Raw genomic sequence first — 25,051 nt, forward strand, 5'->3', positions numbered from 1 at the left:
CTAAATCAACTGTAATTAGTTATGTCTCTTTAGAGTGTAGACCTTAAATTTAAAAGTTCGATAATTTTATAAAATCCCCTCATGTTCTAGCAGCCACTGTTTACGCTTTAAGCCACCGGCATAGCCGGTTAATTTTCCACTGGCGCCGATAATACGATGGCAAGGAACGATAATACTGATTGGATTTTTGCCATTTGCAGCACCAACGGCTCTGACAGCTTTAGGATTATTTAATGCAATTGCGATATCACTATAGCTTTGCGTCTTACCATAAGGTACTGCTATTAATGCTTGCCAAACAGCTTGTTGAAACTCGGTTCCTTGGGTATCCAAACTTAATGAAAAACTCTGTCGTTGTTTATTAAAATACTGCTCGAGCTGCTTTGCACATTCAAGAATGTGAAGGTTAGTGACTTGCTCAATACTTGTTTCAGGGTATTGCGTGGGTGGATAAAAGCCAACATAACTCACACCTTTGGTTGTTGCTTGAATAATAACATTATCAAGCGGGCTCATTATCTGCGTTTGAATAGTGTGTGGTGTTGTATTCATATAAGTTGTTGCCATAGTTGAAAAGTTAAATAACTACGAAATGGTGAACATGCCCCGCTCTCAAAAGCTGAGGCATTTGCTTGCGCTTTTTTAACACCTAAATCACCATCAAGTAAGATGTCTGGCTGACTTTGCCCCCGTAACTTAGCGTAATTAACCGTCCACGGGCCGATACCTTTTAATGCCAGCCATTGATCTAAGTCCGTACAATTCGGGTGTTGTTGACAAAAGTTAGCTAAGTTAATCAGTGCATTTTTACGCGCCTGTGGCATTTTAAAAAAGCTCAATTCACTTGTAGCTACCGATGAGGGTGTAGGGAAATAAACACGCGCTTGGTCTTTTTCACCCAACTCACTAACTAACTTCGTGACTAAGTTATGGGCAGCACTCACGCTAACTTGCTGCCCTAACACTGCCCGCATTCCTGCTTCAAAAGCAGACCAAATACCCGGTAAACGTAAGCCCTCTGTCAACTTAAAAGCGCCGTGAATATGGGTGTTCAAATGTTGTTCTATCAGGGCTGTATCTGCATCTAAATCAAGTACACGGCGTATATTGGTCAATATAGGATGCAAAAAGCGGGGATCACTTATGTCTATTTCCACTGAAAAATAATGCTTATCTTTTACAAATGTGGCCGTAAACTGACCATGATATTGCTCAGTCTTAAAACTACGGCCATAGCTAATGTCGGATAACCACTCAATCGGTGCAATCAATCTTTTTGCTAAAAATTGCTGTAGTGCTAACCAATTATAAGGCGGCCTAAAAGGCAACTTTAGCGTTATTTTGCTGGTATTGGGCTTTGACTTGGTTCGCATTTTACTTGGGCATATATGTAGCTGCTGTAAAAATGCATCATTAAAACGACGAATACTGTTAAAACCCGCTGCGAAGGCAATCTCAGATACAGGTAAACTGGTTTCTTGCAATAACGTTTTAGCAAAATGGCATTGATTAAATAAACGATATTGAGTAACTGAAATACCAAAATGTTGATGAAATAAACGGCGTAAGTAACGACTGGTGATCCCTAAACGCTCAGCCAATTGTTCACAACTTTGCGGCTGGCTAAAGTTACTATCAATGAGAGCTTTTGCCCGTAAGGCTGTGGTTTGTGTGCCTTGCCACGCGCTGCTGCCTGGGGCGCTATCTGGGCGACAACGAATACAGGGTCTAAAACCAGCGAGTGCTGCACTATGAGCATACTGAAAATACTCTACGTTATGTTCTTTTGCGGTTGGGGCGGGACATATTGGCCGACAATAAATGCCGGTGCTTTTCACTGCAATAAAAAACAGCCCGTCAAAACGATGATCACGGCTTTGACGGGCACGTTGCCAATGGCTGGTATCCATAAATTAATGCTCAAACTAACTGCTTCTAACAACTAGCTTACGCGAAAAATAACAGTTTACTAGCCGTTTTCGGCACTTATCCTATTGCCGCATCATAACGTCGCTGTACTTCATCCCAATTAATAACATTGTAAAATGCAGCTATGTATTCTGGGCGGCGGTTTTGATACTTCAAGTAATAAGCATGTTCCCATACATCTAAGCCCAAAATAGGTGTATTGCCATGCATTAATGGACTGTCTTGATTTAAACTACTTTCTACCACCAACTCTTTATTAGCGGTAACACTAAGCCATGCCCAACCACTGCCGAAACGACTGACAGCAGCATTAGTAAATTGCGTTTTAAAGCTTTCAAAATCTGAAAATGCAGTATTAATGGCTTGCGCTAATTCGCCTTGTGGTTCTCCACCTCCATTTGGACTCATCACTGTCCAAAATAACGAGTGGTTATTATGTCCACCTGCATGCTCTTGCACTGCCTTTTGCAATGATTGCGGCAAAGTGCTTATTTTACGAAGCAAGGTTTCAGTGTCTTGCTCTGCATAATGTGTATCTTCAAGCGCTGCATTTGCTTTATTAATATATGTTTGATGATGCAGTGTATGATGAATCTCCATGGTTTTGGCGTCTATGTGAGGCTCTAACGCATCATATTCGTATGGTAACGGAGGAAGTGTGTATGCCATGATTGCTCCTTTAAGGCTTATGGGTGATTGATCAATGCAAGGTTGCAGGTTGATCAGGTGAATAACTTAAAGTGTGATTTATTTTTTCAATCAGGTGCGGGTGATGACTGTGCAATTTTGCAAATTGTACTAACTCTAAATAAGTCTTATGGTGGTGATGCACTACAACAGTGCGCACTGTATTACACGGATGCTTTATTAAATCGCTCAAGGTAAGGTGAACATCACACAGCCATTTACATGCTTGTTCACATTGATTCATAGCTCGATAAGTATCTGCAAGGTTATGTGCAGCAACCACTAATGCAGGGCAACAGTGCTCTATCGCCCCAATCACCGATTGACATACTTTTGCTTTACTAAATTGGCTTAAAAGGTGAGCTGCGAGTGTATGCGCTGTGGTGTACTTATCCCTAGCTTCTAGTAACGCACCACGCTCAAACGCATAATTACCAGCCATGATATTTGATTGCCAAGGACTAAGTGCTTGATCGACTTGTGGTAAGTTTAAACTATCATTCAGTTGAGGGCGTGGCATTTAATCACCTGCACAAAATTATATTGATGCGCTTAATCTACACACCAACACAACTTAATGCAAATGATTTTTATTTATATTGATCTTAACCTTTATCTTTCAGCAAACTCAATTAACTCTTGCCCAGCGAGTCGGTAAATAATCCATTCATCCTGTGGCTTGGCATTAATACTGTTATAAAAATCAATAGCTGGTTGATTCCAATCTAAAACAACCCATTCAAAACGGCCACAATCTTTACTGATCGCCTGACGAGCTAAGTGTTTCATTATCAGTTTACCGGCCCCTTTACCTCTACTATCTGGGCTTACGTACAAATCTTCTAAATACAAACCGTTTTTACCAAGCCAAGTAGAGTAGTTATAAAAGTACACGGCAAAGCCAATGGCTTCATCACCGTCTAAACAAATAATGCTGTGTGCTGTTGCCCCTTCACTAAACAAGGTTTTTAAAATTGCTTGCTCATCAGTTTTTACTGCATCAGGTTCTTTTTCATAAATGGCAAGTTCGTTAATAAAGTGCAAAATGGTTGCTGCATCTGATGGCTGTGCATCTCTAATTGTGATTGTCTGTGTGTTATTCATTTAAAATTGCTCGAGTTTCTCTTTTAATATATCTAATTGAATTGGTTTGGCTAAATAATCATTCATACCGGTGGCTAAACAGTAATCGCGATCGGTATCCATGGCATTAGCCGTCAGCGCAATAATGGTAATATCTTGATGTTTATAACCGGCTTCACCTGCGCGAATCGCACGAGTGGCATCAAACCCATCCATTATAGGCATTTGGCAATCCATCAATACCAAAGCAAAATGGTCGCCGGGCACCTTTGCTAATATAGACAATGCTTGTTGCCCATTTTCAGCCAAAGTCACTTGATAGTTTAGCTTACTTAACATTAGCTTAGCGACTTGTTGATTGATTGGGTTATCTTCCACTAGCAGGATATAATTATTCTTATTAATACTGCGTAACGATGAAATGTAGCTTGAAGTAACAAGCGGTAGATCAGTTTCATCGCTGTTATTTGCGATCACTGCCATCGCAGAAATAAGATCCGCCGTTGTGATAGGTTTAGGAAAGTATGCCTGAAAACCGGCATCACTGTAGCGCTGCGCCCCTTCCATGCCCGCTATACTGGTCATCATCACTAATGGCATAGCCTTAAATGCTTCATCTGCTTTTAATATTCGACATAATTCGATGCCATCAATGTCAGGCATTTGCATATCAAGGACTGCAATATCATAAAGCGGTAAATTGTCACTAACACGACTTTTGCATAAACGGATAGCTTGATTTGCATCGCAGGCAAGCTCAACGTTTGCTCCCCAGTGTTCTAATTGCTGGCTGATCACTATCCGGTTTGTTTCATTGTCATCAACCACTAGAATACTCAGCTGTTCCATATCGATACGAGGAATACTTTGTTGAGTTTCAACTCCTGGTAGTAACATAACACTAGCGGTAAACTCACTGCCTTTACCGACTTCACTGGTAACACTCACTGAGCCACCCATAAGCTCACAAAGTTGCTTACAGATAGCGAGACCAAGCCCTGTACCGCCATACTCACGGGTTGTTGAAGCATCGACTTGCGAAAATGGGCTAAATAAGTCTTTTTGTTTTGCACTATCAATCCCTATCCCTGAGTCTTTAACCGAAATAGTTAACTGATACTGCTCATCTAAACGCGCTAAATTAGCGGTTATAACAACCTCGCCTTGTTGGGTAAACTTAACAGCATTACTGATTAAGTTTGTCAGTACTTGGCGGATCCGCCCTGGATCGCCTCTAAGATCAGCAGGAACCACACCAACAACATCAAGAATAATCTCTATGTTCTTTTCTTGTGCCCGTAAAGCTTGCGATTCAGCCACTTGGCCTAATAAATCACACGCATTAAAGTTAATGCTCTCTAGCTCGATTTTTCCTGCTTCTACTTTAGAAAAGTCTAAAATGTCGTTGATCACCGACAACAAAGAATGAGCGCTATTTTTCGCAATCGAAACCTTCGTTTGTACTGGCTTGTTTAACGGCTCCAGCTCTATTAGCTCTAACATCCCTAAAACACCGTTCATTGGTGTTCGAATTTCATGACTCATGGTTGCCAAAAACTGGCTTTTCGCCAATGCAGCATCATTCGCTTTTGCCAATGCAACTTTTAATTCTTCAGCGGTTTCTTTTTGGTTTTGCGACATTAATACACTGCCAACAAGGGTAGCAAGTGAACGTAAATAAGTTTCTTCGTTCTGACTCCAAGCCCGGTATTCACCCACACTCTCAGCACAAATCACCCCCAAAATCCCATCACCCGTAGAGATTACGGCATCGAGAATCGACTTAATATTTAAAGGCGAAGTGTAATCTTTAATAAACTCAACCGTAGCGGGATGGGTATTAACATTGTTAATGCCTAATAAGCCTTGGGCAAAAATCGTTTTATAATAACTTGGATATTCATCTACTTTTAACACAAAGCTTTGCTGCTGCACGCCTTCTTCGGCACTGTATAAACTCATGCAGTGCATTTCTTGGTTATTCGAATCAAACAACCACACTGATGCTCGTTGTACATTCAGTACTTCGCACATGGATTGCGCAACTAAATCTTTTACCTTACTAAAATTACCAGAGAGTATTTGCGGTGATACCGTTAGGCTGGCTAAGTTTTTGTTATACTGATTTGCTTTAATACTTTCTAATTCAAGGCGTTTATACGTATCAATATTTTGAAAAGAGCCATAAACACGAATGCATTTACCCTCTGAAAACTCAGCTTGCCCTATTGATTTAACCCAACGCTCTTTACCTGTTTTAGTAATTATAATCAGTTCGACTTCCCAACTTTGCCCATCTGCAACGGCCTTTTCAAATAGCTCACTAATTTTATCTCGGTGCATTCCTTCTTTATAAAAATCCAGCGCTTGTTCAATTTTAGGTTGATAATCATCTGACACTTCATGAATTGCTTTAACTTCTTCTGACCAATAGATTTTTGCACGCTCTAAATCAACTTCCCAAGCACCGATTTGCCCTTGTTTACTCATGGTTTCAAGTAGGCTTTGCTGACGATACAACTGCGATTGGGTATTATATTGCTCGGTAATATCTAAAATAAATCCATCAAGGTAGAGCACATTCGACGAATCATCAAACACTGCTTGGCCTTTTTCATGTACCCAGTGCGTGCTTGAGTCCGATGCAATTAACCGGTATTCGATAGACCAAGGCTGCTGTAACGCTATTTGCTTGGCAACTTCTTGTTCCACTTTAGCGGCATCATCTGGATGAATTAACTGAGCAAATTCAAGGTGATAGTTATTAACCAAATCATGAGGTTCATAGCCTGTAATCGTTTTTGTTTGGTCACTCATATAAAGCATGGTCCATTGCTCGTCATATTTGCAGCGATAGACAATGCCCGGGATATTTTCAACCAGCGATGCAAACCGATCCCGCCCTTGTTGTAATTGGGTTTCGATCTCTTTACGCTCGGTAATGTCTAAGTGGGTACCGATCATACGTTTTGGCGTACCATCCGTATTCCATTCAACAACACGGCCGGTATCTAAAATCCAGATCCACTGACCATTTTTATGCTTCATTCTCGACTCAGCAACATAGTAATCAGTATGACCACAAAAGTGCTCCGTCAGCTTTTGCTCTGACACTATAAGGTCATCTGGGTGGGCATTGTCTTGCCAAGTATTAATATCGGTTGGCTCGAGCTCCGCTAACGTGTAACCTATTATTTCAGCCCATCGATTGTTAAAGTAAACCTTATCGGTGTCTATATACCAATCCCACACCCCTACAGCGGTACTGTCGAGCACAAGTTGCAATTGGGTTTTGTGTTGCTCAAGTTCAATTTCTTGATGCTTTAATGCGGTAATATCGGTACGTACGGCAATATAACTTTGTGCGTGACCCTGTTCATCAAAAAAAGGTAAAATGGTGGTATCGACCCAATAATAAGCGCCATTTTTAGCTTTATTACATATTTGCCCATGCCACACTTTGCCTTGTTTTAAAGTTTTATACATTCCTTTAAAAAAGCTTTTAGTGTGTCTGCCTGAATTCAGCATACGGTGATTTTGCCCCAGCAACTCAGCTTCACTGTAACCACTAATTTCACAAAATTTATTATTAACAAATGTAATACTGCCTTTGATGTCAGTAATAGCCACAATGGCGTGCTCATCTAAAGCATTTTTTTGTTCAGTTAATTGTTTTAAAGCATGTTTTAGGGCATCACTTTGTTGCTGTAAACGCGCTTGCTGTTGCTCTTTACTGTTAACTAGCAACTCAAGATCGATAGATAACTGATGTAGCTCAGCACTATCAGTTAAAATTGGTACATGCTCTTGAGTTCCATTCGTTATGTTTTCTGTTGCTTTCGCTAGTTGCACTAATGGCCGTGATAATCGCCGTGCAAACCACAACGACAATATCAAAATGGTCATCAGTGCTAAACTACTAGTGATTACTGCAATTCGTTTATACTGCCTTGCACTTAACAACATAACATCACTTGGTTTTTCAACAAGTAGCTGCCAGCCTTTCGCATCGGCAAAGTTAAGCTCAGTTAAAATGGCATAATATAATTCATTGGTATTTTTAGAATATGTAAATACCCCCTGGTGTGTTTCAGGGTTCTCACTGCCAGCAATGAAGCTCAAAGCTTGATTTGTTCCTTGAATAGCTCCGTTTTTAACAAGGTAAAAGTTTAAGCTGGGGTTTGCTTCATGAATACTTTCTAAACTCGTCAACAGTCCCTGAAAATTAACTGTAACCAACACAATGGAGGTCAATTTTTGTTGCTCATCATGTATTGCTACGCCAATAAAGTGCTGTGCCACGGGCTCTGAGCTGGAAATAAATACGCTTCTTTCGCCTTGTTCTAACTTAGCCAGCATGGCGATAAGTTGATCTTGATTTAACTGCGTAAATTGCCCGTTAGTTCGTGGGCTAGGCGTATTTTGCGGATCAAACAATATATGAATATTATCAACAAACTCGTATCGCGCGACAAATTTATCAATAAACAATTGTTTTTCTAACTGATTGTGCTGGAGTTGATCGCTTAATAAATAAATATCTTTAACATGATCAGTAAACCATATATCAGCAAATTGCTTACCGATATGGCTTAACTCTTTAAGCTCTACTTCAGCATTTTGTTCTAAAGACTGGGTAACATGGTTAAAACTAAACCAAGAAAGCAAACATAAAGGCACTAAAGAAATAATAATAAACGTAACTATCAACTTACTGCGGATAGATTGGCCTTTATAATTACTCTGATTTTTTTGCATTGTTATTTTTAACCAAAACCTTTTCCATCTATATCTAACTAATAATGCACTAAATAACACAGGACGCAAGTTTATGCGCCTTGTGTTATAAATTGCACTCTCACTTTACAACCCGTTTTATAAGCCATTCACTGCATTGTAAATTTTACTCTCAGCCTGTTAGCCCTATGGCTAAGCTAGCGATGCTGTGTTTTATACTGACGGCTAAATTTTGGATATAACACAGGTAAAACAAAGAGTGTTAAAAAGGTGGCTGTAAATAACCCGCCAACAATCACTGTTGCTAAGGGCTTTTGAATTTCAGCCCCAATCCCTGTCGATAATAGCATTGGTATGAGTCCAAGTGCCGAGGTTAATGCCGTCATCAGTACCGGACGTAAGCGTGATAGTGCCCCATTAAATGCAGCATCACTTAAGGTATCACCCGCTTTTACTCTATTATTGATACTTTCAACCATCACCACACCGTTTAACACCGCGACCCCAAACAAGGTGATAAAACCAACAGAGCTAGGCACCGATAGATACTGCCCAGACACAAACAAAGCAACAACCCCACCAATGACAGCCAAAGGAACATTAACTAAAATAAGTAACGCTTGAGATAGTGAGCCAAAAGCAAAATACAGCAGCAAGGCAATCAAGGCTAAAGAAATAGGCACCACAATAGAAAGGCGCTGTTGCGCACGTTGTTGGTTTTCAAATTGGCCACCAATATTGACGCCGTAGCCTGTCGGAAGCTCCACTTGTTGAGCAATAGTTTGGCGAATATCAGCAACAACAGAACCCATATCGCGCCCTTGTACATTGGCTTGAATAACCACTCGGCGTTGCACGTCATCTCGGCGTACTTGCGGCGGACCTGATTCAATTTTAACACCCGCCACATCACCTACTCGAACAACCGCCCCACTAGGTGACGATAACCGTAAATCTTCTATTGACTCTGGCGAATCACGAAACTGTTTTGCCATACGCACGTATATGTCATAACGCTCATTGGCATTGATTATTTGCCCTGCCGATTGACCACCTATGCCGTGCTGAACGATTGACATTAAGTCACCTACAGATAAGCCATAACGTGATAACGCTTGACGGTTGGGCGTGATCACTAACTGCGCCTCACCCGCAATTTGTTCCATTGCCACATCTTTCGCGCCAGTGACTCCCTTAACCGCCAGTTCGATTTCTTGCCCTTTAGTCACTAATACATCTAAGTCAGCACCAAAGAGTTTGATAGCTAGTTGCGCTTTAACGCCCGACAGCAACTCATCAACCCGAGTGGCAATTGGCTGCGAAAAGTTAAATAACAAGCCCGGAAATTGCGCTAACTTTTGCTCCATCAACAACTGCAGTTGTGCTCGGTTCCCAGCCGATTGCCATTCACTCACAGGTTTTAAGCCTAAGTATATTTCTATATTATTAACTGGCTCTGGATCGCCACCTACTTCTGGGCGGCCCACTCGGCTCAAGGCATACTCTACCTCAGGAAACTCAAGTAAAATAGCTTCAAGCTTTGGCGCAACCATAAGTGCAGTGTCAAGACTAGCTGAAGGTGCTAGTGTCACACGTAAATTGATTGTGCCTTCTTCTAATTCGGGCACAAACTCAGTGCCAAGTTGGGGTAATAATAGTGCCGCCATAACAACCAATCCGGCTGCAATAGCAATCACAGTTTTGCGTGCTTGCATCGCCCAACGTAAGCTTGTTTTATATGCATGATCAAGAGGCTCAAGTACAACACTGCGTCTAACCCTAACGCCTTTAAAGAATAAAAACACCGCCATGGCAGGCACAATAACTAGGGCTACAACCACAGCAGCGATAATGGCTAGCATGATACTAATAGCCATTGGCTGAAATAACTTAGCTTCAACGCCTTCAAAACTAAACAAAGGCATAAATACAACCAAGATAATTAATGCCGCGAAAAACACAGGCCTTGCCACTTCTTTCGCCGCTTGGGCTACCAATGCTGCTACTGAGTCTTTACTTGCTGTAGAGACTGCGTTTTTAGTTAAATGGCGGAAGATATTTTCCACCATCACTACTGAACCATCCACTAACATCCCTATCGCCACAGCGATACCGCCTAATGACATCAGATTAGCTGACAGTCCCAACCACGCCATAACACACAGTGCCATTGCAATTGAAATCGGGATCGATAGTAAAACCAATATTGTTGCACGAAGATTCATTAAAAATAGTGCTAGCACCACAACAATAAACACAAATGCAAGCAACAACGCATCAACAACCGTATCGACCGCTTGGGTGATCAAATCGGCTTGGTCATATAATGGCTCAAATGTCACACCCTCGGGCAAGGCTTGATTAATTAATTCAATCCGTGCACTGATCCCATCAATAGTGTGCTTGGTATTTGCACCAATACGTTTTAATACCACGCCAGTAACCACTTCGCCCAGCGATGTAATCTTACCATCAGCATCTTTTGTACTCATGGTAGCAGCGCCTTGACGAATTTCACTGCCGAGTGACACCTGCGCCACATCAGCAATGGTAACAACTGTTCCATTAATGCTTTTCAGCGGCGTTTGTGCAATTTCTTGCAGCCCTTTTGCACCGGCATTAAACCAGCCCGTTCCTCGAATAACCAGCTGCTCTTGGCCACGATTCATATACCAGCCACCAACATTGGTGTTATTTTCTTCAAGTGCACTCACAACTTGCTGCAGATCAATCTGATAAGCAAGTAATTTATTTGGATTGAGGTTAACTTGATATTGACGAACATCACCACCAAACGACAACACTTCTGTTACCCCATCAACAGGCAAAATAAGTAGCTTTACAATCCAATCGTTTAAGCTTCGCAGCGCCATAGTATCAAGGCCTGACTCAGGAGAAGCTGCTAATAAATATTGGTATACTTGTCCAAGTCCTGAGGTATTAGGCCCCATTTCTGGCAAGCCAATTCCTGCTGGGATCAATTCTTTTGCAGCTTGCAAACGCTCAAACACCAATTGCCGCGCAAAGTAAATATCTACACCTTCTTTAAATACCACGGTTACACCAGATAGACCGGTTTTTGAAATTGACCGCACCTGCTCTACATCAGGCAATGCATACATCACCGCTTCAATTGGATAAGTAATTAATTGCTCTACCTCTACCGCAGCTAAGCCGGGTGCTTCAGTATTAACGGCGACTTGAACATTGGTCACATCGGGAAATGCATCCAGATTAAGTTTTGGCACAACCATAGCACTGGTCGCAATCAAAACGCATAGTGCTAGCAAAACCAGTAGCTTATTAGCTATGGCGCTATCGATTATTTTATTAAACATATCGCCAACTCCTAATGGTTATGCGGATCAAAGCCGCCTTTCGCTTGCTCTGATGCAACAAAAAATGCCCCTTCAGTGACAACTTGAGTGCCCAGTGCTAAGCCTTTAATTTCACGAAAGTCAGCAAATTTTCGGCCTAACTCAACTTCAGTTGAGATAAGTTCACCATCTTCGTCTTGTACAAATACCGCCCAGTCACCGTCAGGGTTTCTAAGCAGTGCTTGCTCTGGTACAGCGAGTACTTTTTGATTCGTTTTAAATGAAAAATACACATCACTGAACATGCCAGGGTGTAATACGTGCTGAGAGTTTTCGACACGCAAACGCACAATACGTGAACGCGTCACCTGATCAATGGTGTGTGCTTCTTGAATAACGGTGGCAGTATATGATTGCTGATTCACTCGCACTTGAGCGATAGCGCCTTTAGCAATATCAATCGCTTGATTAGCTGATAATTGCGCTTCAACCCAAAGCTGGCTTTCATCTGCGATAAGCATTAACTCAGTGCCAGCATCAACACGCTGCCCTTGGGCAAAATTATCACTCAACACCGCCCCTGATGTGCCTGCATATAAAGTGTATTCACCGAGTTTTTCAGCTGCGACCGATTCGCTTTGTATAATTGCTGTTTGCGATAGACCAAATGCTGCAAGTTGACTTAGTGCAACTTCATATTCGGCTTTCGCAGTCAGTAAGCTTTTTTCACTTACTGTGCCTTGACTCATTTTACTCACGCGTTGCCACTGCGCTTTAGCAAGCCGGTAAATAGTTTGTGCGCTAGCCACATCAGCACTAAATAAAGTTACAAGCGGCGCACCTGCCTTAATGTGTTGCCCTAAAATGGCATGGCGTTTTACCACGATAGAATCAACGCGTGGTGACAATACATAGCTACTATAGCCATTCGCTTTAATTTCACCCGGTGCATAGAGCTCTGACTGATAAACACGGTTTTTTAACGTGCTTACTTTCACATTAGCTAATTGCCTTTGCCTTTGTGTTAATCGCACAGCGCCTGTTTGTTCATGTTGGCTGTCTTGTGTTAGCTCCGCATCCCCTTGGGATGAATGCTCTGTGTCATCCTGTGCATGTTCATGCTCAGCTTGGCTATAAGCCGCTTGTTCAGACGAAACGTTTAAATCAGCAGGTTGTTGTAGCACAGTTGCCAATACACTCGGTGTAACAGCAATAACTATACACGCGAAGGTAAACCCTAAGGGTTTTATTAAATTCATATTTTGTTCTCTTACTAATACTAAAAATAGATGACCAAAAAGCGGGTCAGAAAATTAACTTAGTAAGTAAACAATGGGAGGGCGTAAGTCAGGCGTAATCAAGCGTGAAACAAAGCGCGTTTGGGCTAAAGCAATAGTGTCGGAACTAGGCAATAATGCTGTATTTTCCCACGACTGAGAAAACAAAATCGAAATATGGCAAACATGACAATGCGCCTCATCAAGGTTTTCGGCGATGGCTTGGTTTAATTGCAAGTGTTCGCTTTGATGTAAATCGTGGTCATTATTAGCACTGCAGTGAGAGTCTAATTGAGTTTGTTGTTTCAGCAGTTGAGCAGTCGTTTTAATCGCATGGTTATAATCAGCCACATCAAAACTATCCAGCAAAGGCTGAAGTAGTAAAAAAGCTAAAATTAACAATACCGATTGCTTCAAGCGACGACCCAACTAACAATTTGAGACTAAACTTTACCAGAACGTGTACACAATGCAACTACAACTAAAACAATTAAATACCTGTTTGCATACTGGCATATTCAAACAAGCTATTTTAGTATTGTTATTAACACCGCAATCAATAGAGCGCAAGTTGCTATGCCTCATAATCACTCTCATAGTCATCATAACGATGAGCAAAGTAACCGCCAATTAGGCTTTGCGGTGTTTATCAATGTGCTGCTAACAGTAGCGCAAGTTGCCGGCGGTGTGCTCTCTGGTAGTTTATCTTTAATTGCCGATGCACTGCATAATTTAAGTGATGCGGCAGCTATTTTTATCGCGCTTATCGCCCGTAAAATTGGCGGTAAGCCGGCGGATAGACAGTATCACTATGGTTATAAACGCGCAGAAATTTTGGCCACCCTTTTAAATAGCACAACCCTCATTATTATTGGTGGTTTTTTAATTATTGAGGCAATCGAAAGTTACTTTAATCCCACTCCGATTGATGGCTGGATTGTGGTTTGGGTAGCCGCATTGGCACTACTCATTGACATTGCCACAGCGGTACTTACCTTTAACGCGGGTGCTAAAAACAGCATGAATATTCGTGCTGCATTTATTCATAATGTATCTGATGCCATGGCGTCTATTGTGGTTATAGTGGCCGGCACATTGATTATACTTTATCAGTGGTACATTGTTGATTTAATAGCGACAATTTTAATTTCTGCGTATGTAATTTATCATGGTGTGTTATTGCTCATTGCAAGCTGTAAAATTCTCATGCAAAGGGCCCCCGATAACTTTGACCACGATAAAATAACCGCGGCACTAACGACTCAATTTGTGATTAATCAAATCCACAGCTTAAAAGTATGGCAATTAGATGATAACCAAACTTATTGTGAGTTGATCATCAATGCTCCCGCCTCAGTTAAACTTGATGAGATTAAGCACTATTTAGAGCAAGAATTTGCCCTAAGCCACAGCATAATTGAATTACATACATGTGATAGCAAAATTTAAAAGGGGTTTAATCATCTCATGCTAGGGCGTTTTTATTGTCAATGACACTCGCTCTCCTATAATATTGCGCCTTACGCTTTTTAATATTTCATAGGTATCTGTATTGTTTAAGCTGTGGTTACGCCGTATACATTTAATTTTAACATTAATTACGGGGCTTTTTTTGCTCTGCTTGAGTGTCACCGGTGCACTATTAATTTATGCAAAAGATATTCAACAAATTGTTAATCCACATTACTGGTCTGTAGAGCAACAAACCAAACCGCTTGCTTACCCTGTCATCATAAAGACCTTAAGTTTACATACTAAGCAGCCTGTTACTCTATTGATGCCAGAGCAAAACCCTACTTCTGCATGGCAGGCTCAGCTTTTGAATAAACAATACGTTAGCCTTAACCCTTATACCGCTGAGATCTTACTGCAATACGATTACTATTCCACTTTATATGGCTTTACGATGGCAATGCATCGTTGGTTGCTGTGGCAAGATAGTGAGGGAGAAAGACCTCTGAGAAACTGGGTATCGATAGTTGCTTTAGTATTCATCATCAATATGCTTGTCGGTGTATATTTATGGATAAAACCCAAAAATCGGCTAAAACGCTTAATTATAAAACCTAAAGCGAAGCTGCGTATTTTGCTGTATCAGCTACATACTGTGTTAGGCATGTATTTCTTTTTGATCTTAACGTTAATAGCCTTTACTGGCATGGCATTTAATTGGAAAGATCAAACCAAGACAGTACTAGAATTCATCACGCAAACAAGTGTAGAGCCAAGACCTAAACCGCCCGTGTTAAATGTACCTTTACACGTCAACACAGATAACTTTGCCGTGGCGCTAGAGAATGCGTTATTAGCATTTCCTGAGGGAGAATTATTTAGGATATACCTACCTAAAAAAGACACAGCCCCCGTTGCATTGAGAATAAAAAACCCAGGTGAAAGCCATGCATACAGCTGGGTCTGGGCTAATCAATATACCGGCGCAGTGTTACAAACCTATAATGCAGCTAAAGCCAATTTAACTACGCAAGCTTGGAACTTTAAATATAAGTTTCATATTGGTGATTTTGCCGGTCCTTTACTACAAATCCTATGGTTATTAATTGCTATACTACCCTTATTTTTTACCCTATCAGGCGTCTACTTTTGGTATAAACGGCATTATCGTTAATGTTGTTTATAGCAAATTTAATTAAAACGTAGCCGTTACCGAGCCAGCTAGCGGTTGTAATAATTGCTTTGCCTTATTGCCCTTTTGATTAGAATCAGTGTGAACAATAACTACCCACTTACCTGCTCGGATCGCTTGTCTCACCTCGTTTATTAACGGATCGTGATCTGGGCGAATTGAGACAAAACCGGCAATTAACAAAGCAATAAAAACGGTTATAGTGCATACCCCAGCGTAAGTTTCTAATACAAAACTTTGTATAAACGTGACATCTAAAAAGTAAAACGCGGTACTTAATAGTAAGCCCGCGGCTAAACCAAAAGCGGCATAAATTAAATGTGTTCTGAGTAGCGTTTTAGCAATATTTTTATCTTCGGGTTCTACTTTCTCAGCAAACTGTTGATCATGTGGAGCAATAATATTGAGGTTACTCAATTCTAAAAGAGGCTCTTCAGCTAAACTTGAATAAGCCTTATCCGCTTGCGCTTTTGTGCTAAATGTACCCGCGACTTTAGTTGCATTTTCTTCATCATTTATCTTAGTTTCCATGACTATCACCTCTAAGTGAATATAAAAATCCATAAAATAAAAAGATTGTTGCAAAGAAGATACCGACAATGACTAAGCTGTTAGATATAGCCAAAAAATTACTAAAAATAAACATCGAGCAAAATAAATCAATAAGTTATATGCAAAGTAAGTTCTCGGTTAAACGGTATTACTATTGTTGAAAAGTTATTTCCAGTTGCTTGTAAATAATATCGTGAGCCATTTACCAAGTAATCACTACACTATGCTGTAAATTTTTCAGTCAACACCATTAGCATAAAGTTAATAAAAACAATTATCACTACCCTTGCCTTTACACTTCTTTACATTTACTATACCGCGCAACAAGTTAGCACTTTCCACACTCTTATTATTACAAGGATCTTCATGTTCAAAACTTCTTTTTCGTTAATCGCTCTGGCTGTAAGTACAGCGACTTTAGCAGACGATGCAATTAATAAAAATAAACTAACTGACAAGCAAATGGAGCGTGTGGTCGTATCTGGCAGCCGTGTTTTTGAAAGTATTGATGAAGTCCCTGCATCAATTACAATCATTAACCAAAAGCAAATCGAAGAACATTTAAAAGTAAACCCTGAGCTACAAAGTTTGCTCGCACAAATGGTACCGGGTCTTGCTCCCGATACAGGTAGCTCAAGTAATACAGGTCAATCGCTACGTGGCCGAGCACCATTAGTAATGATTGATGGGGTGCCACAATCTACCCCCTTACGAAACGGATCTTTAGGTATTAAAACCCTTGATCCCAGTGCTATTTCCCGTATCGAAGTTATCAAAGGCGCCACCTCAATTTATGGTAACGGTGCGTCGGGCGGTATAATTAACTACATCACCAAACAAGCCCAAAGTGGTGACAAAACCGAAGGTGAAGTAAGCCTTTCCACGCGCTTTAGTGCAGTAAAATTAGAGGAAAGTGCGGGCGCAAGAATCTCAGCTGCCATTAACGGACGTGCAGATCAATTTAGCTACCTTGTCACGGCAAGCTACGAAGAAAATGGCGTTCAACGTGATGCTGATGGCGACATTCTTGGTTTGCAATATGGCTTATCAGATGCGGTTACGCAAAACTACTTTACCAAGCTCGGCTATGATTTTGACGACGAAAAACAACTACAATTTAGCTATAACTACTTCAGCTCACAACAAAAAACTGACTTAGGTGATGTTGCTGGCGATATGAGCTTAGGAGAAAAGACCTACGCAATACACGTTCCCCCTGAGCTGCAAAAGCGAGGTAAACCACAAGGCCCTGAAGGCAACGAAAATATCACCCTGAAGTATACTGATTACGCCTTGTTCGACAATACGCAAATGATACTCGACCTATACATGCAAGACATAGAAAACGTGTTTTTCTTTTCACCAAATCTTGCTAACCCTGATGAAAATTATGATGGCGGACAATCAATTATTCGATCAGATAAAAAAGGCGCTCGGGCAACATTTAACACCCAAGTCGACTTTGATTCTGTTGAAGCGTCATTCATTTACGGTATAGATGCATTAAATGACGTTACATCACAACCACTTGTTGATGGCCGCGTATGGGTGCCTGAGATGGATATGCAAAGCATTGCTGGCTTCTTGCAAACTAAATGGGTGATTGCAGATGACTTAATTGTAAAAGCCGGTGTGCGCCAAGAATCTATTGATTTGAGTGTTGATGATTACCGTACCCTCAAATTATGTAAAACTGCCACACAATGCTCTGTTCCCATTAATGTCAAAGGCGACACTATTGAGTACGATGCAACAACTTACAACGTGGGCATAAAATACAACCTGAGTGATAAATTTAGCCCGTTTTTAAGTTACTCTCAAGGCTCTGATATTTCAGATGTCGGACGTTTACTACGCGCCGCAACTGTAAACGATATTGGTTTAATACAAACTCAAGCCTCAATTATCGACAATTACGAGATTGGCTTTAACTCACAATTTGAAAATGTGCGTATTGAAGTGGCCGCGTATCGTAGTACCTCAGAACTTGGCACAACTAACAGCTTTAATGAAGTAACCGGTGTTTATGAGCCGGTGCGTGCGCCACAAGAGATTTGGGGCTACGAAACCGTGTTAGACTACACATTGAGTGCTACTTTGAAATTACTTGCAACATATAGCTATGTTGAAGGGAAAAACACCGAAGCTGATGTCTATTTAGGCTCTAAACAAATTAGCCCACCAAAAGCCACTGCAAACCTAAATTGGCAGCCAAATGATGCCACCTCTTTAACATTAAGCTACCTCTATGTTGGAGACAGAAAACGCTTCGCAGCAGGTGATGATGGTAAATATGTAGGCGATCAAGGACCGGTTGAAAGTTATAACGTCTTCAACTTAAGCGGCCAATATCAATTTAATACGAGTTGGCAAGGGTTCATTGGCATCGAAAATTTATTCAATGAAGATTATTTCCCTGCCCGCGCACAATCATACACCTATGGTGGTTACAATATAAAAGGCCTTGGCACTACAGCCACAGTAGGCGTTAAATATCAATTTTAAATACCACGCAACTCGTTCATTGCCCTACGCAATGAACGAGACCTTTTCTTGAACCTACAACCTACAACCTACAACCTACAACCATAAATAACAATCTGTCCATAAATCAACCAACAATGCAAACTTAAACGAGAATCAAAATCAATACTAAACACTTGATTTTTAAAGAAAAACTTGCAATACCTGAGATATATACTAAACTAACCGCATTGAGTTTTATAGAAGGCCACCATTATGAAAGGTAATCAAAAAGTTATCGACAGCTTCAATAAATTGTTAGCAAATGAACTTGCCGCAATTGATCAGTATTTCATTCACTCTCGCATGTATGACGACTGGGGTTTAGATAAACTTTATGTACGCTTAAATCATGAAATGGAAGAGGAAAAAGATCACGCTGACTGGTTAATCAAGCGTATTTTATTTCTCGAAGGCATACCAAATATGACTAAACGCCGCGATCTGATTATCGGTCACGACGTAAAATCAATGATGCAAAACGATCTTACACTCGAGCTTGAAGTTGTTGAATGTGTAAAAGAAGTCATTGCCGTCTGTGAACAAGAGAAAGATTACCAATCGCGCGAAATTCTTGAAAAACTATTGTTCGATACCGAAGAAGACCATGTTTACTGGTTAGAGCAGCAACTTGGTTTAATTGACAAAATTGGTAGCCAAAACTATCACCAAGCACAAATGGGCGAATAGGAGCTAAAACATGAAAGGCGATAAAGACGTAATAGCAGCACTGAATAAAGTTTTAGCGAATGAATTAGTCGCAATCAACCAGTATTTTTTACATGCTCGTATGTTTAAAGATTTTGGATTTAGCGTGCTAGACAAAGCCGATTACAAAACCTCAATTCAAAAAATGAAAAATGCCGACCGTTTGATTGAGCGTATTTTATTTTTAGAAGGTTTACCAAACCTACAAGATCTTGGCCGTTTACGCATTGGTGAGAACAGCGAAGAAATGATTGCCTGTAACATGAGTTTTGAGCTTGATTCACTTGTTGATTTAAAAGATGCAATCAAACTTGCAGAAAGCAAGAAAGATTATATCAGCCGCGAAGCACTGGATAACATTTTATCTGAGCAAGAAGAACAAATTGATTGGCTTGAAACGCAACAACTGTTGATCAAAAGCACAGGTCTTGAGAACTACCTACAATCACAAATGTAACTTTTCGTTATAACCCAAAAAAGCAGCCTAGGCTGCTTTTTTTCTGTTGCTTTAGCGATTATATTTTTGCACTGATCATTACAAAGCATCTTCGATAGGAAACAATGACATAAACCACACTGAAAAACGTCGCCAAGCTGATGTTTGTGGTTCGTTATCAAACGTTTCATTTGTCACTGTATCGCGCCAAATTAAGGCCTCTTCATCAGAGTGCTTTAGTGCTAACTGCCACGCAAAATACTTCATTTTATCATCCACCCAATCACTGAGCATAATACTGAGCTTTTCACTTTGTACCAACACGCCCATCTCGGTATTTAAATCGAACGAACGAGGATCTAAATTCAGTGATCCAACAAATATAACCTTATCATCTAAGGTCATGGTTTTAGCATGTAAACTTGCTTGCGACGATCCCGTTTTGTGCTTTTTATTCTTTTGGTTTTTTAATGCAGCTAAACTACTTGGTTTTAATTCCCATAGCTTAACTCCACCCCGCAATAATGCAGCTCGATAATGACCGTAACCTGCATGTACCGCAGCCACATCAGTAGCAGCAAGTGAATTTGTTAATACAGTTACCTCGACACCCTGCTTAACCCACTCTGTTAAACGATTAACGCCCTGATCTTTTGGTATAAAGTAAGGCGAAACAATAATAACTTTGCGCTTCGGTTCCCCCATAGCTTTAAATAAATGCGCAGACATATTAGCAGAGCGTTGACCTACTTCGTTTAATAATTTATCGGGGTGATCATAAAAAATATCTGCTTGTTGCCAATCTAAATTTAATTGCCCGCTCTCGAGTAAACTCACAAGGTCGCTTGCTCTTAAGCGTTGAACATAGTTGCTATCTCGATTTAATTTAACATAACTATCTAATCGATCAGTTACCTTTTGCAGCGCATCATCATCACTTTCACCTCTGAGAGTTTGGATGGGGTAAGACAACTCATGGTTCCAGTAAAGATCAAACGCAACCGATGCTTCTGGTACAACTTTCCCCACTGCTAAAACATCTAAATCAATAAACTCAGAATGGTCTTCTGCTGCAAAATAAGCATTGCCCATATTTCTCCCACCAGTAATAAAAACCTGATTATCAACAATAAAGCTCTTATTATGCATACGCCGAGAAAGTTGCTTAAAATTGGTGATAAAGCCCAATGCGGGCAAACTTCGGTTAGGGAAAGGGTTAAAAAGTCGAACTGAAAAATTGGCGTGCTGAGCAAGGGCCCCTAGATCAAAGGCACTATCGGCTTGAGACATATCATCAAGTAGTAATCTAACCCTCACCCCTCTATTGGCTGCTGCCAATAAGTAAGCTGTAAATAATTTAGTCGTTTGCTGGCGATGATATAAATAATATTGCACATCAATACTGTGCTGTGCAGCTTCAATTAAAGCAAGTCGGGCTACAAAGGCATCAACGCCATCTGCAAGCGGGTAAAAGCCAGATAAATCATTATGGTGATAACCCACTAAGTCTCCTAAATTACTGTGTAAGTCAGCATCAATAGCATAGCTAGGTGAAATCATATCTCTTGATGGTAAAGCCGCACAGCCAAGCATGCAACTTAAAATGATGAGCGCACAAAGCCATTTTATATGCTCTTTTAAACTCATTGTTTATCCAATGAATATTATCGTGCTTTAACTATAACTGGAAATTACGAATACGGAAATATTGTAGTATTAAGTAGGGATAAAAATTACGCCACTTGATCGGTGATATCTGCGATCTCGATAAGTTTGCGATTGAGAATCTTTTTAGCGCAGCCGCAGCATTTGCCACACTGACTACCCACGTTGAGCTCTTTAGAAAGCTCACGCATTGTTGTTGCGCCTTCGTCAATTGTTTGTTCAATTTTTTTATCTGTCACACCGTGACATAAACAGATATACATAAATGAAAAACACTCTCAATTAGATTTAGGCTTGTATATTAATCTAAACGTAAACGGTTCGCAATTAATAATTGTATAAAACTGATAATTGTTTTTATTTTTGGCCAGCGCCACTTAAATCGAGAATTCGCGGCAGCTTGAGAATTGTTTAAATTTAAAGCAAATTATGCTCAAGAATAAATATTTAATAAGTTTTAGCGTCTATTCAACCCTTTAATGTGATTTAACACTTCATTTTGAGCTTGTCTAATGATCGCTATTTCACTGGCGTCTTCCATCAGCGGGTTGTTAAGCTGATATATTTTGACATTACTTAAATCAATATCTTCGAACGACATTTGATGAAGTGGGGATTCGTAAAAAAGTGCGTCCAGTTGCCCTGTCTCGTTCATTTCATTCAGCCCTGCTTCAATTCGTGCCGCAAGTTTTTCATTGTCTTTCGCAACGAAAAAATAGATCGCCGTTGGGTATTGAAGTAAATGGCTAGTATCTATGGTTAATTGACGATTTTTAAGACTATTGAGTTCAGACCAAGCTTCTGTAATTGCTCTGGGAAAGTAAAAACCTTGCTCGTTTGCAATCACGTTATATAGAGAATGCTCGGGAGCTTCCGTATTAACTGGAAGTTGATTGTTGAGCAGTATTTTTGTGTTGGGCCAATCTTTACCTAAAACCGCTATTTTTTCCCCTAACTCCTCCCGAGAGTTAAGTGCTGAAAACGTTGACTGATCTAACTTATTTATTACCAACACTCTGAGACCATAAGCACCTTTAATTAGAGGAATTCTTATTGGTAATGCTGATTGTTCACGTATTGCAGTGTTCATCGTCCAAAAAACATCAATTGTTCCTTTATCTAGCTCCTTTAATTGTCGCTCTTGGCTGATCAGAACATCAATTGGGCGTAGCTCAAATCTTCCAAACTCAGGTTCTGATGCTTTTAATGCCTTAGTAAGTACTTCAATAAAGTATTTATTGTTGGGATTGTGCCTAAGCATTGATGCGTCAACATAATTAATGGTGTCGCCGTTAACACTTACTGCGTATGACAATAAGAATAATAAAACAGGAAAGATGTAATGTTTCATTTTGACACCCAATCTGGTTATATATTAACCAAAATAGATTATGAGAAATAAACTGTAAAGGTTAAGAGCCAGATATTGATTGAGAGTATATGAGTAAGCCAAGTTAGAAAAAGCTATTTACTAACGCTTATCGGAGCAATAACAGCCACGACTCTCAGATACGATTAATTGCGAGTTAAACCCAGCGGATAAATTGTTGATAGCCAACTCAACAAAACCGTCCGATGCGGAGCATGCGATGCCTTGTGAAAGCGGCCCTGCATACACTAAATCACCATTTTCAGCTAACAATACGGCGCCGGGTACATTGGGTAATAAGCGTGTTGAGTCGGAGTGTTGATTTATGATTTCAACAGTGTAGCCGTTATTTATGGCCTGTGATTGTAGTTGTTTGATATGACTCGTTGAGCGCATCGTACACCCGCAATCATCGTCAACAACTATAGTAAGTGTTGGGGATTGAGCCGTTGCCCAGTTAGTTTGCTGTTTAAAGTTTTTCAGCCAGTTAACCTGAGACAACTCATTATGGGGGTCAAATGTCGTCAACGATGACATTTGAAAATAAACGAGGCCAAAAACAACGACAATAAACCAAAGCGTAACTAACAGATATAATCTGATCTGGGCGTTATTTAAATTTAGCAATGCTCTGCTCAAGTACATCAATACTCACGTCAATCATTTGGACTTTAGCTGTTAACTTTTCTACAATCTCAGAGTCTAGCTGCTGACTCATACGTAAACCATCAGCACTTGCTGCTATTTGCTCAGTATTGCCGGCTTGTTCAGCGACAACTTCGGCAACCGAGTGCGTACTGCTTGCAACAGTCTCTACTTGTTTTGACATAGTTAAGATATTGTCTTTCATCGTGCAACTAATTTGTGTCAGCTCTTGCACTACGTTTAAACATTCACTCATAGATTGAGTAGAAGTGCGACTGTTACTAACCAAATCGTTTAATGTATTCGCTATTTTGTCTGTCGTCGCTTTACTGCTTGTAGCCAATGAGCGAACTTCATCAGCTACAACAGCAAAACCTCGCCCTTGCTCCCCTGCTCTTGCAGCTTCAATGGCCGCATTAAGGGCTAATAAGTTGGTTTGTTCTGCAATACCTGAAATCTCATTCAGTAGGTTTGAAATCACATCACCTGCAGCAACGAGGTGACTAATTTGCTCTTCAGTGTGGTTTAAATGGTTGCGTAACTCTTGGCTTTTATCGTCTGTGAGTTGTACGTCATTCAAAGCGCTATTTGCAGCGATGGTGATAGCGTCAACCTGCTGTTTTAATACCTCGCTTTCTTGTTTTACTAGGGTAAACCCTTGTGCCACAGCGATTCCTGATTCAGCAATTTCATCAGTTTTGTTTGCCCGTAGTGACGCTGCATCAGCTAATTCATCGTGAACATCAACAAGCTCTCGTGAATTAGTTTGCAGTGATAGCGATTGAGCTTTAACTTGTTCAATCACTTTATTAACCGTGTCTAATAAGGTATTAAAGCCTTTTACTGCAATGCTTTTGGTATCATCTGCACGAACTGATAATTGTACATGTTCAGGATCACTCATAATCAGCTCAGTCGCTGACGTTAACGATAGACCGCCACGACGTTCCCTTTGCAAGGTTTTAGCTATATACCCTGCAACAAATGCCTCAACAATGGCATAAACGGCATGGATCAGTACAGTGGTAAAAGCGAGTCTGTCTGGGTCGAAAACATACAAACCAGCATTTTGCGTCTGTAGATAGTAAAAAGATAAATGATGCACAGCAACGAGTGTAATTGCAGTAATAAAAACACGCCATTGCATAAACATAATGAGCACAGCCATTAAGATAAAAATTTCAAAATGGACTTCTATTAAACCAAACGTTTGTTGAATATGTAAAAAAGAAAAAAGCATCAACGACGCGCCAGCTACATGCGCGGTGATTGCATTAGATGGCTGTGTTTGTAGTAACCAAATCGGTAATAAAGCAAGCGGCGCACCGACAATAAAACCAGGTAAAAGGGTCGAAAAGTAAATGCCTAATGCAATTGACTCAATAAATAGTAGAACAAATATTATTGTAAATAAGCGACTCACATTGCTCATAAAACCCCCAATAAAACAAAAAACTAATCTATATCCTTTTAGAAAAA

20 protein-coding genes are annotated in these 25,051 nt (G+C 40.4%); 5 read left to right on the forward strand and 15 right to left on the reverse strand.

The features are described 5' to 3' along the window. Positions 1-66 precede the first annotated feature (66 nt). The 9 genes from NQT69_RS11060 to NQT69_RS11100 form a co-directional block, all read right to left on the reverse strand. A complete protein-coding gene (locus NQT69_RS11060) occupies positions 67-552 on the reverse strand; it encodes a methylated-DNA--[protein]-cysteine S-methyltransferase (RefSeq protein WP_256827727.1) in 486 nt (161 codons plus the stop codon). Then, entirely contained in the window at positions 549-1,910 is a 1,362-nt protein-coding gene (locus tag NQT69_RS11065; protein WP_256827728.1) for a DNA-3-methyladenine glycosylase 2 family protein, read from the reverse strand. Before NQT69_RS11065 ends, NQT69_RS11060 begins: the two co-directional genes overlap by 4 nt. 76 nt (positions 1,911-1,986) lie before the next feature. Beyond that, positions 1,987-2,598 carry a superoxide dismutase gene (locus tag NQT69_RS11070; RefSeq protein ID WP_256827729.1) on the reverse strand — a complete coding sequence of 204 codons (612 nt, stop codon included), beginning with the start codon at positions 2,596-2,598 and terminating at the stop codon, positions 1,987-1,989. A 31-nt stretch (positions 2,599-2,629) separates the two neighbouring features. Beyond that, the gene (locus tag NQT69_RS11075) at positions 2,630-3,136 is read right to left on the reverse strand and encodes a hypothetical protein (RefSeq protein WP_256827730.1); all 507 of its coding nucleotides are present in this window, start codon (positions 3,134-3,136) and stop codon (positions 2,630-2,632) included. A gap of 92 nt (positions 3,137-3,228) precedes the next feature. Continuing rightward, a complete protein-coding gene (locus NQT69_RS11080) occupies positions 3,229-3,720 on the reverse strand; it encodes a GNAT family N-acetyltransferase (protein WP_256827731.1) in 492 nt (163 codons plus the stop codon). Beyond that, positions 3,721-8,457 (reverse strand): PAS domain-containing protein, encoded by a 4,737-nt coding sequence (locus tag NQT69_RS11085; RefSeq protein ID WP_256827732.1) that lies wholly within the window; start codon positions 8,455-8,457, stop codon positions 3,721-3,723. It abuts the gene before it with no gap. A 176-nt stretch (positions 8,458-8,633) separates the two neighbouring features. Then, positions 8,634-11,774: an efflux RND transporter permease subunit gene (locus NQT69_RS11090; RefSeq protein WP_256827733.1), complete on the reverse strand. Its 3,141-nt coding sequence runs from the start codon at positions 11,772-11,774 to the stop codon at positions 8,634-8,636. An 11-nt stretch (positions 11,775-11,785) separates the two neighbouring features. Beyond that, complete coding sequence (locus NQT69_RS11095; protein ID WP_256827734.1) at positions 11,786-13,012, reverse strand: efflux RND transporter periplasmic adaptor subunit; 1,227 nt, start codon at positions 13,010-13,012, stop codon at positions 11,786-11,788. A 54-nt stretch (positions 13,013-13,066) separates the two neighbouring features. Further along, positions 13,067-13,447 carry a hypothetical protein gene (locus NQT69_RS11100; RefSeq protein WP_256827735.1) on the reverse strand — a complete coding sequence of 127 codons (381 nt, stop codon included), beginning with the start codon at positions 13,445-13,447 and terminating at the stop codon, positions 13,067-13,069. A gap of 159 nt (positions 13,448-13,606) precedes the next feature. Here NQT69_RS11100 and NQT69_RS11105 point away from each other — a divergent pair, with 159 nt between their 5' ends. Together NQT69_RS11105 and NQT69_RS11110 are read left to right on the forward strand one after the other, a co-directional pair. Continuing rightward, positions 13,607-14,479, forward strand: coding sequence for a cation diffusion facilitator family transporter (locus NQT69_RS11105; RefSeq protein WP_256827736.1), 873 nt, complete (start codon positions 13,607-13,609; stop codon positions 14,477-14,479). Between the two features lie 103 nt (positions 14,480-14,582). Continuing rightward, positions 14,583-15,656 carry a PepSY-associated TM helix domain-containing protein gene (locus NQT69_RS11110; RefSeq protein ID WP_256827737.1) on the forward strand — a complete coding sequence of 358 codons (1,074 nt, stop codon included), beginning with the start codon at positions 14,583-14,585 and terminating at the stop codon, positions 15,654-15,656. A 21-nt stretch (positions 15,657-15,677) separates the two neighbouring features. Here the strand turns inward: NQT69_RS11110 and NQT69_RS11115 are convergent, their stop codons facing one another. After that, entirely contained in the window at positions 15,678-16,205 is a 528-nt protein-coding gene (locus NQT69_RS11115; RefSeq protein WP_256827738.1) for a hypothetical protein, read from the reverse strand. 387 nt (positions 16,206-16,592) lie between these two features. On the opposite strand from NQT69_RS11115, the gene NQT69_RS11120 reads away from it, so the two are divergent. The 3 genes from NQT69_RS11120 to bfr (NQT69_RS11130) all read left to right on the forward strand — a co-directional run bounded on the left by NQT69_RS11120 (position 16,593) and on the right by bfr (NQT69_RS11130) (position 19,914). Next, positions 16,593-18,731 carry a TonB-dependent receptor gene (locus NQT69_RS11120; protein WP_256827739.1) on the forward strand — a complete coding sequence of 713 codons (2,139 nt, stop codon included), beginning with the start codon at positions 16,593-16,595 and terminating at the stop codon, positions 18,729-18,731. A 234-nt stretch (positions 18,732-18,965) separates the two neighbouring features. Further along, positions 18,966-19,439 carry a bacterioferritin gene (gene bfr, locus NQT69_RS11125; RefSeq protein ID WP_256827740.1) on the forward strand — a complete coding sequence of 158 codons (474 nt, stop codon included), beginning with the start codon at positions 18,966-18,968 and terminating at the stop codon, positions 19,437-19,439. Positions 19,440-19,449: 10 nt separating this feature from the next. Continuing rightward, positions 19,450-19,914: a bacterioferritin gene (bfr, locus tag NQT69_RS11130; protein WP_256827741.1), complete on the forward strand. Its 465-nt coding sequence runs from the start codon at positions 19,450-19,452 to the stop codon at positions 19,912-19,914. 78 nt (positions 19,915-19,992) lie between these two features. Here bfr (NQT69_RS11130) and NQT69_RS11135 read toward each other — a convergent pair whose 3' ends face one another. From NQT69_RS11135 to NQT69_RS11155, 5 genes are all read right to left on the reverse strand, one after another. Then, a complete protein-coding gene (locus tag NQT69_RS11135; RefSeq protein ID WP_256827742.1) occupies positions 19,993-21,540 on the reverse strand; it encodes a phospholipase D family protein in 1,548 nt (515 codons plus the stop codon). An 86-nt stretch (positions 21,541-21,626) separates the two neighbouring features. Next, a complete protein-coding gene (locus NQT69_RS11140) occupies positions 21,627-21,821 on the reverse strand; it encodes a bacterioferritin-associated ferredoxin (protein WP_256827743.1) in 195 nt (64 codons plus the stop codon). A gap of 194 nt (positions 21,822-22,015) precedes the next feature. Beyond that, positions 22,016-22,909: a hypothetical protein gene (locus tag NQT69_RS11145; RefSeq protein ID WP_256827744.1), complete on the reverse strand. Its 894-nt coding sequence runs from the start codon at positions 22,907-22,909 to the stop codon at positions 22,016-22,018. A gap of 120 nt (positions 22,910-23,029) precedes the next feature. Next, on the reverse strand, positions 23,030-23,464 hold the full coding sequence (locus NQT69_RS11150) for a DUF6436 domain-containing protein (protein WP_256827745.1): 435 nt from the start codon (positions 23,462-23,464) through the stop codon (positions 23,030-23,032). Between the two features lie 73 nt (positions 23,465-23,537). Next, positions 23,538-25,004, reverse strand: coding sequence for a methyl-accepting chemotaxis protein (locus NQT69_RS11155; protein ID WP_256827746.1), 1,467 nt, complete (start codon positions 25,002-25,004; stop codon positions 23,538-23,540). Positions 25,005-25,051 lie beyond the last annotated feature (47 nt).

Origin of the sequence: Pseudoalteromonas shioyasakiensis (genome assembly GCF_024518675.1) — a bacterium.
Classification (GTDB): Bacteria; Pseudomonadota; Gammaproteobacteria; order Enterobacterales; family Alteromonadaceae; genus Pseudoalteromonas; species Pseudoalteromonas shioyasakiensis_B.

Coding starts and splice junctions, on each gene's coding strand:
- NQT69_RS11075 (WP_256827730.1), bottom strand. CDS start 3,136: ATGCCACGCCCTCAACTGAATGATAGTTTAAACTTACCACAAGTCGAT.
- NQT69_RS11080 (WP_256827731.1), bottom strand. CDS start 3,720: ATGAATAACACACAGACAATCACAATTAGAGATGCACAGCCATCAGAT.
- NQT69_RS11115 (WP_256827738.1), bottom strand. CDS start 16,205: ATGGAAACTAAGATAAATGATGAAGAAAATGCAACTAAAGTCGCGGGT.
- NQT69_RS11140 (WP_256827743.1), bottom strand. CDS start 21,821: ATGTATATCTGTTTATGTCACGGTGTGACAGATAAAAAAATTGAACAA.
- NQT69_RS11135 (WP_256827742.1), bottom strand. CDS start 21,540: ATGAGTTTAAAAGAGCATATAAAATGGCTTTGTGCGCTCATCATTTTA.
- NQT69_RS11155 (WP_256827746.1), bottom strand. CDS start 25,004: ATGAGCAATGTGAGTCGCTTATTTACAATAATATTTGTTCTACTATTT.
- NQT69_RS11105 (WP_256827736.1), top strand. CDS start 13,607: ATGCCTCATAATCACTCTCATAGTCATCATAACGATGAGCAAAGTAAC.
- NQT69_RS11065 (WP_256827728.1), bottom strand. CDS start 1,910: ATGGATACCAGCCATTGGCAACGTGCCCGTCAAAGCCGTGATCATCGT.
- bfr (WP_256827741.1), top strand. CDS start 19,450: ATGAAAGGCGATAAAGACGTAATAGCAGCACTGAATAAAGTTTTAGCG.
- NQT69_RS11145 (WP_256827744.1), bottom strand. CDS start 22,909: ATGAAACATTACATCTTTCCTGTTTTATTATTCTTATTGTCATACGCA.
- NQT69_RS11150 (WP_256827745.1), bottom strand. CDS start 23,464: ATGTCATCGTTGACGACATTTGACCCCCATAATGAGTTGTCTCAGGTT.
- NQT69_RS11085 (WP_256827732.1), bottom strand. CDS start 8,457: ATGCAAAAAAATCAGAGTAATTATAAAGGCCAATCTATCCGCAGTAAG.
- NQT69_RS11120 (WP_256827739.1), top strand. CDS start 16,593: ATGTTCAAAACTTCTTTTTCGTTAATCGCTCTGGCTGTAAGTACAGCG.
- NQT69_RS11090 (WP_256827733.1), bottom strand. CDS start 11,774: ATGTTTAATAAAATAATCGATAGCGCCATAGCTAATAAGCTACTGGTT.
- NQT69_RS11095 (WP_256827734.1), bottom strand. CDS start 13,012: ATGAATTTAATAAAACCCTTAGGGTTTACCTTCGCGTGTATAGTTATT.
- NQT69_RS11070 (WP_256827729.1), bottom strand. CDS start 2,598: ATGGCATACACACTTCCTCCGTTACCATACGAATATGATGCGTTAGAG.
- NQT69_RS11060 (WP_256827727.1), bottom strand. CDS start 552: ATGAATACAACACCACACACTATTCAAACGCAGATAATGAGCCCGCTT.
- bfr (WP_256827740.1), top strand. CDS start 18,966: ATGAAAGGTAATCAAAAAGTTATCGACAGCTTCAATAAATTGTTAGCA.